This is a genomic window from Kutzneria sp. NPDC051319, assembly GCF_040682195.1.
GTDB lineage: Bacteria > Actinomycetota > Actinomycetes > Mycobacteriales > Pseudonocardiaceae > Kutzneria.
The window spans coordinates 1-9,803 of the sequence record NZ_JBFBAM010000139.1; the positions used below are offsets into that span (position 1 = coordinate 1).

The following is a 9,803-nucleotide window of genomic DNA, read 5'->3' on the forward strand; positions in this document are numbered from 1 at the left end:
GCAGAACTGAACCTGAAGGCTCAGTTCTGCCCGAAACCGTATTTCGGCGGTTCCGAGAGCGTGACTCGCGGGGGTTCAGATGGCCCGTTCGTGACCTTCCCAGTAGGGGTCGCGGAGGCGGCGCTTGTAGAGCTTGCCATTGGGGTCGCGGGGCAGCTCGGGAACGTAGTCGATGGTGCGCGGCAGCTTGAACTTGGCCAGGCGCGAGGAGGCGAAGGCCAACAGCTCCTCGGTCAGCGCGGCGTCGCCGGAGACGCCGTCGATCGGCTGCACGACGGCCTTGATCTCCTCGCCCCAGTCGGAGTGGGGGATGCCGAACACGGCGACGTCGGCGACCTTGGGGTGGCAGGCGAGTTCGCCCTCGATCTCGGCCGGGTAGACGTTCACGCCGCCGGAGATGATCATGTCGGCCTTGCGGTCGCGGAGGAAGAGGTAGCCGTCCTCGTCCAGATAGCCGACGTCGCCGAGGGTGAACAGGTCGCGGACGCGGCCGGCGTCGGTCTTGGCCTTGTCCCGGTGGTACTCGAAGGTGGACGCGCCCATCCGCATGTACACGGTGCCGATCTCGCCGGGCGGCAGCTCGGCGCCGTCGTCGTCGAGGACCTTGACCACCGAGCCGGGCCAGGGCAGCCCGACCGAGCCGGGCTTGCGCAGCCAGTCGGTCGCGGTGATCACGGTGCCGCCACCCTCGGTGGCGGCGTAGTACTCGGTGACGACCGGTCCCCACCACTCGATCATCCGGCGCTTCACCTCAAGCGGGCACGGCGCCGCGCCGTGGATGGCCGCGCGCAGCGAGGAGACGTCGAACGACGACCGCACATCCTCGGGCAGCGCCAGCAGACGGCGGAACTGGGTCGGCACCATGTGAGAGTGCGTGACACGGTGCTTCTCGATCAGACGGAGCATTTCCGCTGCGTCCCAACGGTCCATCAGCACCGACGTGTGTCCGAACTGGATGGACAGGGCCACGAAGTTCAGCACGGCCGTGTGGTAGAGCGGCGAGCCGCACAGGTGCACGTGGCCGTCGAACGGCTTGAGGTCGAAGATGCCGAAGAACCAGATGCCGGCGGCGGGCACGGCGTCGGGGTCGGCGCCGGTCAGGGCCCTCCGGACGCCCTTGGGACGGCCGGTGGTGCCGGAGGTGTAGAGCATCGGCGCGCCGGCAGTGCGAATATCGGGCCGTCCAACGGGTTCGTCGGCCCCGAGTTCCGCCAGCGGGCGGAAGCCGGGGATCTCGCCGACCGAGAACCGCGCCTCGGGGCCCAGCGACTCCCCCGCGATCACGGCGTTGTCGGCGAACCGGGAGGAGGTGACGAAGGCCTTGGCCCCGGAGTCGGCGACCAGGTAAGCGATTTCCGGTCCGATCAGGTGCCAGTTCACCGGCACGATGTACAGCCCGGTCTGCATGGCGGCGAAGTACATCGCCATCAGATCGGACCCGTTGGGCAGCAGCACGACGATACTGTCGCCGGGGCGCAGGCCCATGGCCTGCAGCCCCCTCCCGTACCGGTCCGCCGCGGCGGCCAGGGCCCCGTAGCCGACCTCTCCGCCGTCGGGGTCGACGACAGCCGTCAACCCGGGTTCCGCAGCCGCGATGTTCCACAGTCCAGGCGCCGTCATACGCCTCAATCTAGAACGTGTTCCACTTCGACGACAAGGGCCGAGGACAGCTGCTCGATCTGCTCGACGCTGCCACAGCCGACCAACAGGGTGGTCACGCCGGCCCGTTCCATCTCCGCCACCTGGGCCCGCACCTGTTCGACATCGCCGATCAGCGCAACGTCCTCGACCAGGGCATCCGGCACCTCGGCGGCGGCCTCTTCCTTGCGCCCGGCCCGGAACAGCCGGCCGATCGCCTCGACCTGCTCGGGATAGCCCATGCGGGCGAACACGTCGGCGTGGAAGTTCATGTCGGACGCGCCCATGCCGCCGATGTACAGCGCCAGCACCGGCTTCATCGCCCGAATGGCCGCGGCTCGGTCGTCGGTGAGCACGATCTGGCAGCTCGCGACGATCTCGAAGTCCTCGCGCGACCGCCGCGCCCCCGCCCGCGCGAAGCCCTCGTCCAGCCACTCGTTGTACATATCGGCCAGCCGCGGCGTGTAGTAGATCGCCAGCCAGCCGTCGGCGATCTCCGCGGTCATCGCCACGTTCTTCGGCCCCTCGGCGCCAAGCATGATCGGCACGTCCGGCCGCAGCGGATGGGCGATCGGCTTCAACGGCTTGCCCAGCCCCAGCGCTCCGGGCCCCTGGTACGGCAGCGGATAGTGCCGCCCGTTGTTCACGACCGGCGCCTCGCGGGCCAGCACCTGCCGCACGATCGACACGTATTCCCTGGTCCGGGCCAGCGGCTGGGCGAACGGCTGCCCGTACCAGCCCTCGACCACCTGCGGCCCGGACACGCCCAGACCGAGGATGAAACGGCCGCCGCTGAGCCGGTCCAAGGTGAGCGCGTGCATGGCGCAGGCGGCCGGCGTGCGCGCCGACAGCTGGGCGACCGAGGTCCCCAGCCGCAGCCTTGACGTGCGAGAACCCCACCACGCCAGCGGGGTGAAGGCGTCCGAGCCCCACGCCTCGGCGGCGAAGACGGAGTCGAAGCCGAAGCGCTCGGCCGCGGCGACCAGTTCGGGCGTGTCGGGGGCCGGCACCGGGGTCCAGTAGCCGAGTTGCAGTCCAAGCCTCATGCCTTCATCTTGCCGCAAAAACGAGAACGTGTTTCACTTCGATGGTGACGATCAGCTCGGAACCGTTGAGCGCCCCGCTGAACGTGGGGTTCGACTACACCCGCTCGCTCGGGCCGGTGCTGGGCCGGTTCGCCACGGGGCTGCGTGCGCACACGATCGCCGGCATCCGCGGCTCGGACGGCCGGGTTCTGGTGCCGCCGGCCGAATACGACCCGGTGACCGCCGAGAAGCTCACCGAGTTCGTCGACGTGGGCACGGAAGGCGTCGTGCAGACGTGGTCCTGGATCGCGCAACCGCTTGCCGGGCAACCACTCCAGCACCCCTTCGCCTGGGCCCTGGTCAAGCTCGACGGCGCGGACACGGGTCTGCTGCACGCCGTCGACGCCGCTTCGCCGGACCGGATGAGCACCGGCATGCGAGTCCGCGTCCGCTGGGCCGCCGAGCCGGTCGGCAGCATCCGTGACATCGAGTGCTTCGAGCCGCTGGACGTGGAGCCGACCGAACGTGCGCCCGGCGAGGGCGATCCCGTCACCATGGTGACGACGCCGATCCATCTCACCTACCAGCACACGGCGTCGCCGGAGGAAAGCCGGTACCTGCGTGGGCTCGCCGAGGGCAAGCTGGTCGGCCAGCGCTGCCCGGCCTGCGACAAGGTCTACATTCCGCCGCGCGGCTCCTGCCCCACCGACGGCGTGCCGACCGAGGACGAGATCGAGCTGCCCGACCACGGCATCGTGACGACGTTCTGCGTGGTCAACGTGCCGTTCCTGGGCCAGCGGATCAAGCCGCCGTACGTCGCCGCGTACATCCTGTTGGAAGGCGCGGACATTCCGTTCCTGCACCTCGTGTTGGGCTGCGAGGCCAGCGAGGTCCGCATGGGCATGCGGGTGCGGGCGAATTGGCGGCCGCGCGACCAGTGGGGCACCACGCTGGAGAACATCGATCACTTCGAGCCGACCGGGGAGCCGGACGCGGCTTATGAAACCTTCAGCCAGCACCTGTAGGAGGCCCTCGTGAGCGAGGTGGCGGTCGTCGGCTTCGCGCAGGCGCCGAACGTGCGCCGCACACCCGGCACCACCAACGGCGTCGAGATGCTGGTTCCGGTGTTCCACCGGCTGCTCGCCGACGCCGGCCTGTCCAAACAGGACATCGGCTTCTGGTGCTCGGGATCGTCGGACTACCTTGCCGGGCGGGCGTTCTCATTCATCGCGGCGGTGGACGCGATCGGCGCGTTCCCGCCGATCATGGAGTCGCACGTGGAGATGGACGCCGCGTGGGCGCTGTACGAGGCGTGGGTGAAGATCCGCACCGGCGAGGTGGAGACCGCGCTGGTGTACGGCTTCGGCAAGTCCTCGGCCGGCGAGCTGCGGCGGATCATGGCCATGCAGATGGACCCGTACCTGACGACGCCGCTGTGGCCGGATTCCGTCGGTGTGGCGGGATTGCAGGCGCGGCTGGGCATCGACGCCGGATTGTGGACCGAGGCGGACATGGCCGAGGTGGCGGCGAGCAGCCGCCGCGCGGCACTGTCCAATCCGGACGCCCAGCTGTCCGGCCAGACGACCGCCGAGGAGCTGGTCAAACAGCCGTACCTGGCCGATCCGTTGCGCGCACACGATTGCGCGCCGATCACCGACGGCGCGGCGGCGATCATCCTGGCCTCGGGCGACAAGGCCCGTGAGCTCAGCGAGCGGCCGGCGTGGATCACCGGTTTCGAGCACCGGGTCGACACTCCCCTGATCGGCGCGCGCGATCTCACCACCTCGCCGTCGACGATCGCGGCGGCCAAGGCCGCCGGCGTGGACGGCGTCCAGGTGGCCGAGCTGCACGCGCCCTTCACGCATCAGGACATCCTGCTGCGCCAGGCACTCGGGCTCGGCGAGGAGGTGCGGGTGAACCCCTCGGGCGGCGTGCTGGCCGGGCACCCCATGTTCGCCGCCGGCCTGATCCGCATCGGCGCCGCGGCCGCCGAGATCAGCGCCGGCCGGGCCGACAAGGCCCTGGCCCACGCCACCAGCGGCCCGCTGCTGCAACAGAACCTCGTGTGTGTGCTGGAAGGACGCTGATGGGCGGGCAACTCGCGGCCGTGATCGGGACCGGCCAGACGCATCACACCGCCAAACGGCTGGACGTGTCCATGGCCGGCCTGTGCCGGGAGGCGATCGACCGCGCGATGGCCGACGCCGGCACGGACTGGGCGGACATCGACGCGGTGGTCCTGGGCAAGGCGCCGGACCTGTTCGAGGGCGTCATGATGCCCGAGCTGTTCCTCGCCGACGCGTTGGGCGCCACCGGGAAACCGTTGCTGCGCGTGCACACCGCCGGTTCGGTCGGCGGCTCGACCGGCAATGTCGCGGCCAGCCTGGTGCAGTCCGGCGTGCACCGCCGGGTGCTGGCGGTGGCGTTCGAGAAGCAGTCCGAGTCCAACGCCATGTGGGCGCTGTCGGTCATGCCGCCGTTCCACATGCCGGTCGGCGCGGGCGCGGGCGGCTACTTCGCGCCGCACGTCCGGTCCTACATCCGGCGTTCCGGCGCACCGAACCACATCGGCGCGATCGTCGCGGCCAAGGACCGCCGCAACGGCGCGCTCAATCCGTACGCGCATCTCCAGCAGGCCGACATCACGGTGGAATCGGTGCAGGCGTCGAAGATGCTGTGGGACCCGATCCGCTACGACGAGACGTGCCCGTCCTCGGACGGCGCGGCCGCGGTGGTGATCGCCGACGAGCAGACGGCCAAGGGCCGCCCGGCGGCGTGGATCCATGCCACGGCCATGCGCACCGAGCCCACGACGTTCGCCGGGCGGGACCAGGTGAGCCCGCAGGCCGGCAAGAACGCGGCGGCGGCGCTGTGGAAGCAGGCCGGCATCAAGGATCCGGTGTCCGAAGTGGACGTCGCCGAGATCTACGTGCCGTTCTCCTGGTTCGAGCCGATGTGGTTGGAGAATCTCGGTTTCACCGAGGAGGGGCAGGGCTGGAAGTTCACCGAGGCCGGCGAGACCGCGATCGGCGGCCGGCTGCCGGTGAACCCGTCGGGCGGCGTGCTGTCGTCCAACCCGATCGGCGCCTCGGGCCTGCTCCGCTACGCCGAGGCCGCCATGCAGGTGCTAGGCCGGGCCGGCGATCACCAGGTCGACGGGGCCCGGGTCGCTCTCGGCCACGCCTACGGCGGCGGCTCGCAGTACTTCTCGCTCTGGGTGGTCGGATCGGAAAGGCCGGGTGCGCGGTGAAGTTCACGCTGGCGATTGCCATGAACCCGCTCGACCAGCTGGTCGAGCTGGCCAAGACGGCCGAGGAGTGCGGCTTCGCGTCCATCGCGCTGCCGGATTCCCTGTTCTGGTCGGAAAAGGTGTCGGCCGACTATCCGTACACTCCGGACGGTTCGCGGTTCTGGAACGCCGAGACGCCGTGGGCCGACCCGCTGATCGCGGCGGCGGCGATGGGCGCCGGCACCACCACGATCCGGTTCTACACCCAGGTGCTCAAGCTCGGCTCCCGCAACCCCGTGCTGCTGGCGCGCCAGGTCGGCTCGGTGGCCGCGCTGACCGGCGACCGGTTCGGGCTCGGCGTCGGCCTCGGCTGGTCGCCGGAGGAATTCGCTTGGTGCGGAACGGAATACGCGCACCGCGGGCCGCGCAGCGACGAGATGATCGAGGTGCTCAAGCTGATCCTCGGCGGCGGCATGGTCGAGTACCACGGCAAGTACTACGACTTCGACCGGCTCCAGATGAGTCCGACGCCTCGGCAACCGGTGCCGTTCTATGTCGGCGGGCACACCGAGGCCGGGTTGCGCCGGGCCGCCCGCATCGGCGACGGCTGGACCTCGGCGATGATCAAGTTCGGCGACCTGGGCCAGATCGTCGGCCGGCTGGGCGAGCTGCGCGAGGAGTACGGGCGGGCCGACGAGCCGTTCGAGATCCAGGCGGTGTCGATCGACAAGTTCGGCGTCGACGGCTACCAGGACCTGGCCGGGGCCGGCGTCACCGACGCCATCGTGATGCCGTGGCTGCTCTACGGCGTCGGCTTCGACGGCGAGCTGGCCGCGAAGCAGGACGCGCTGCGGCGCTTCCAGCACGAGGTGATCGAGAAGGTGACGGCATGATCGACTGGCGGGCGTCCAAGGTCGAGCACCCGGCACGGATGGCCTCCTGGCGGTCCATGGAGGCCGTGGTGGCCGGCGAGAAGGAGAAGTGGATCTCGTTGTTCGCCCTGGACGGCAGCGTGGAGGATCCCGTAGGGCCGTCCCCGTTCGATCCCGAGGGCGTGGGCCATCACGGGCACGAGGCCATCGCGGCGTTCTGGGACAAGGCGATCGCGCTGGCCGAGGGCTTCGACTTCACCATGACCGACTCGTACGCCAACGGCCTGGAGTGCGCCAACGTCGGCACCATCACGATTCACCTGCCGGGCAACAACATCATGGACACCGACGGCGTGTTCGTCTATCGCATCAACGAGGACGGCCTGGTCAAGTCGGTCCGTGCGCACTGGGAGATGGAACGGGCGATGAAGACGCTACGCCCCAAGGCCTAGCGCCCGGATCGCCCACGGCAGCGCGACTTCCAGCTGCTTTCGCTGGATCGGTCGCACCCCCGGCGCGTCCGGCACCGGCGGCAACCCGGCCCGGCAGGCGAAGAACCCGGCCACGACCGCGACCATGGCGGGATCGATCGTCGCGACCTCCTCCGGCGCGGGCCCGCCCTCGGCGTGCATGCTGGGCAGGAAGAACGCCCGGTCGATCTCCGGATTGGCCAGGCAGGCGTGATTCCAGTCGACCAACACCGTGCGGTCGCCGGAAAAACAGAGGTTGTCGCTGCGCACGTCCAGGTGCAGCACGGAATGGCCCTTCAACCGCGCCGATTCGGCGGCCGCGGTCAGTGCCGGCAGCGCCCGGTCCAGCCATCGATCCGTGCACATGCCCAGCGACAGAAAGGGTTCCGGGTCCTCGGCGACGGCATTCCAGCCACCACCGACCCATTCCACCATCAGGGCCGGCATGTCGTCCGGGACCGGCTGCTCGGCGATCGCCGTGATGGTGTCCAGCACCTTGCGCACCTGGTCCAGCCGCCACGGCGGCGGCCAGTGCGCGCCGGACAGGTCTTCCAGCACGAGGATCGGCTCAAGACCGCCGTCGTCGTCCCAGCCCCGCAGCCGCGGCATGAAGGATCCGTGCAGCCGCAGGTAGTTCTCGTGCTCGCGGCGCAGCTCCCCGGCCGTGTACTCGTTCACGCCCTGCTTGGCGAAGACCGTGCTGCCGTCGGCCAGTTCCACGATCATCCGCCGCGCCGGCGTATAACCCCGACCGACGAACGGCATCACGCGGGCGACCGGCCCGCCGATCGCCCGCGTGAGTCGCTCCGTCACCATGAAAACAGATTACCGAGGCGCGACACCGATTTTCTCGGCCACGCCGATCCGCACCGAGGTGAACTCGACGACGCTGCCGGCCTTCACGCCGGCCCAGTACTCGCTGCCGTCGACCACGAGCGTGAGCCGGTCGCCGATGTAGCGTCCGGTGCCCGGGTCGATCACGATCTCCTGCCGCAGGGTGCCGTTGGACACCCCGAGGGCCACCCCGCGCTGACCGTCCAGATTGGCCGCGTTGTCGGTGACGTCCAGGCCGGGCACCAACATCAGCGCCTTGTACACAGTGGACCGGACGGTGTGGTCGGCGTCGGCCGACACCAGGACGCCGGCGGCCTCCTTCAGCACGGTGGACTTGTCACCGTGGGCGGCGGTGAGCAGCTTGTCGTACAACTGGGCCGGATCCGTCGGCATCTGGGCGATGAACCGCGGCGTCGGCTCGTAGAAGTTCCCGATCCGCTGGTCGCACGGCCTGCCGTCGTCCGGCGAACCGCCCAGCTCGGGCGTCTGCCGGCCGCCCCAGTCGCCGCAGGCCCCGCGCTGCTCGGACACCTTGGTCGACTCGAACAGGCCGCCGTCGCCCTCGGCCTTGACCAGCTCGTCGCTGCCGACGATCCAGGTGTGGCGGCCGGTGTAGCCGCTGCGGCGCAGCCAGTCGTCGGCGCGGTTGGCCGGGATCCACTCCTCGTTGACGTTCTCCTCCATCGCGTCCAGGTGCTTGCCGGTGCGGGTCTGGGCCGCGCCGAGGCTCCAGTCGTGGGAGGCGGTGTAGTAGTACTGGCCGGAGCCGACGTGCACGTCGCCGACTACCGTGGACGCCTGTTCGAGGCTCTGCACTGCCGCGGCGCTGGCCTGCGGGGCCGGACCGCCGGTGAGAAAGGTCGCCGAGACGCCGGTGGCCACCGCGACCGCCGCCGCGGCGGCCAGCCACCAGGCCTTGCCGGTGCGCCTGGTCGTCGCCGGGGCGGCGTCGGCCGCACGCAGGGCGGCCAGCACACGGGCCCGTGCCTCCGGGCTGAAGGCGGGGCCGGCCGGCTGGTCGGCCAGGGCCTGGTCGAGCTCGCTGTCAGTCCACATCCTCGGTACCCCCAAGATCAATCTGAGGCGCGGCCACGCGCAGGTGTCGGCGCACACGGTGCAGGCGGGATCGCACGGTGCCGGCCGGCACGCCGAGCGCCTCCGCGATCTCGTTCGAGTCCATGCCGGCCCAGCTGGTGAGCAGCAGCACATCGCGGTCGGCGTCGTCCAGCTCGGCGATGGCGGTGGCCAGCCGGCGGGCGCGCAGCTGCGCGTCCACCTGCTCGACGACGCGGTTCTCGTGGCTCTCGGCCCGGGAGGCGTCGGCGAGCCGGGCCGTGGCCGCGTGCTCACGCTGACGTCGACGCAGGTGGTTGCGGGCGAGGTTGTTGGCGATCCCGAACAGCCAGGCGCGGGCCGAGGCCCGGGCCGGGTCGAAGCCGTCGCGGCCCTTGAGGGCGGCGACGAACGTGTCGGCGACCAGGTCGTCGGCCACGCCGCCCACGAGTCTGCCCAGGTAGCGGTGCAGATCGTCGGCGTGCGCCTCGAACAGCTGCTCGAAATCCGCGAGGCTGCCTGGTGGCGCCGCCTCGTCGATTGCTGTCATCACATCTCTACTTGGTCGCTGCCCCCACTCGTGTTCACGCCCCAGTAGAACAGGCACGTGAGTGGCTCATTTCGCCACCACGGCCACCTGAGCCACTCACGTAGGGAGCCCAGAGCGCACGTGAGTGGCTCA

The 9,803-nt window shown here is 70.2% G+C and carries 10 protein-coding genes; 5 read left to right on the forward strand and 5 right to left on the reverse strand.

The window, feature by feature from the left end:
• Positions 1-75: 75 nt before the first annotated feature.
• Both AB0M73_RS49170 and AB0M73_RS49175 read right to left on the reverse strand, forming a co-directional pair.
• Positions 76-1,620, reverse strand: coding sequence for an acyl-CoA synthetase (locus tag AB0M73_RS49170; RefSeq protein ID WP_363907035.1), 1,545 nt, complete (start codon positions 1,618-1,620; stop codon positions 76-78).
• Positions 1,621-1,625: 5 nt separating this feature from the next.
• Positions 1,626-2,684, reverse strand: coding sequence for an LLM class F420-dependent oxidoreductase (locus AB0M73_RS49175; RefSeq protein ID WP_363907037.1), 1,059 nt, complete (start codon positions 2,682-2,684; stop codon positions 1,626-1,628).
• A gap of 41 nt (positions 2,685-2,725) precedes the next feature.
• On the opposite strand from AB0M73_RS49175, the gene AB0M73_RS49180 reads away from it, so the two are divergent.
• From AB0M73_RS49180 to AB0M73_RS49200, 5 genes are read left to right on the forward strand one after another with little or no spacing between them, the layout of a single operon-like run.
• Entirely contained in the window at positions 2,726-3,688 is a 963-nt protein-coding gene (locus AB0M73_RS49180; RefSeq protein WP_363907039.1) for an OB-fold domain-containing protein, read from the forward strand.
• 9 nt (positions 3,689-3,697) lie between these two features.
• Entirely contained in the window at positions 3,698-4,750 is a 1,053-nt protein-coding gene (locus tag AB0M73_RS49185) for a thiolase domain-containing protein (protein ID WP_363907040.1), read from the forward strand.
• Entirely contained in the window at positions 4,750-5,913 is a 1,164-nt protein-coding gene (locus tag AB0M73_RS49190) for a thiolase domain-containing protein (protein ID WP_363907042.1), read from the forward strand. Before AB0M73_RS49185 ends, AB0M73_RS49190 begins: the two co-directional genes overlap by 1 nt.
• Complete coding sequence (locus AB0M73_RS49195) at positions 5,910-6,785, forward strand: TIGR03619 family F420-dependent LLM class oxidoreductase (protein ID WP_363907044.1); 876 nt, start codon at positions 5,910-5,912, stop codon at positions 6,783-6,785. Before AB0M73_RS49190 ends, AB0M73_RS49195 begins: the two co-directional genes overlap by 4 nt.
• Positions 6,782-7,216: a nuclear transport factor 2 family protein gene (locus AB0M73_RS49200; protein ID WP_043715876.1), complete on the forward strand. Its 435-nt coding sequence runs from the start codon at positions 6,782-6,784 to the stop codon at positions 7,214-7,216. Before AB0M73_RS49195 ends, AB0M73_RS49200 begins: the two co-directional genes overlap by 4 nt.
• Here AB0M73_RS49200 and AB0M73_RS49205 read toward each other — a convergent pair.
• From AB0M73_RS49205 to AB0M73_RS49215, 3 genes are read right to left on the reverse strand one after another with little or no spacing between them, the layout of a single operon-like run.
• Entirely contained in the window at positions 7,199-8,050 is an 852-nt protein-coding gene (locus AB0M73_RS49205) for a phosphotransferase (RefSeq protein ID WP_363907046.1), read from the reverse strand. The two genes, AB0M73_RS49200 and AB0M73_RS49205, sit on opposite strands and share 18 nt — an antisense overlap.
• Positions 8,051-8,059: 9 nt before the next feature.
• Entirely contained in the window at positions 8,060-9,124 is a 1,065-nt protein-coding gene (locus tag AB0M73_RS49210) for a CU044_5270 family protein (protein ID WP_363907048.1), read from the reverse strand.
• The gene (locus AB0M73_RS49215; RefSeq protein ID WP_363907050.1) at positions 9,114-9,671 is read right to left on the reverse strand and encodes an RNA polymerase sigma factor; all 558 of its coding nucleotides are present in this window, start codon (positions 9,669-9,671) and stop codon (positions 9,114-9,116) included. Before AB0M73_RS49215 ends, AB0M73_RS49210 begins: the two co-directional genes overlap by 11 nt.
• Positions 9,672-9,803: the final 132 nt, after the last annotated feature.

Bases quoted from the DNA above. Each gene is read 5' to 3' on its own strand.
- AB0M73_RS49190 (WP_363907042.1), top strand. From the start codon at position 4,750: ATGGGCGGGCAACTCGCGGCCGTGATCGGGACCGGCCAGACGCATCAC.
- AB0M73_RS49170 (WP_363907035.1), bottom strand. From the start codon at position 1,620: ATGACGGCGCCTGGACTGTGGAACATCGCGGCTGCGGAACCCGGGTTG.
- AB0M73_RS49175 (WP_363907037.1), bottom strand. From the start codon at position 2,684: ATGAGGCTTGGACTGCAACTCGGCTACTGGACCCCGGTGCCGGCCCCC.
- AB0M73_RS49200 (WP_043715876.1), top strand. From the start codon at position 6,782: ATGATCGACTGGCGGGCGTCCAAGGTCGAGCACCCGGCACGGATGGCC.
- AB0M73_RS49215 (WP_363907050.1), bottom strand. From the start codon at position 9,671: ATGACAGCAATCGACGAGGCGGCGCCACCAGGCAGCCTCGCGGATTTC.
- AB0M73_RS49180 (WP_363907039.1), top strand. From the start codon at position 2,726: ATGGTGACGATCAGCTCGGAACCGTTGAGCGCCCCGCTGAACGTGGGG.
- AB0M73_RS49210 (WP_363907048.1), bottom strand. From the start codon at position 9,124: ATGTGGACTGACAGCGAGCTCGACCAGGCCCTGGCCGACCAGCCGGCC.
- AB0M73_RS49205 (WP_363907046.1), bottom strand. From the start codon at position 8,050: ATGGTGACGGAGCGACTCACGCGGGCGATCGGCGGGCCGGTCGCCCGC.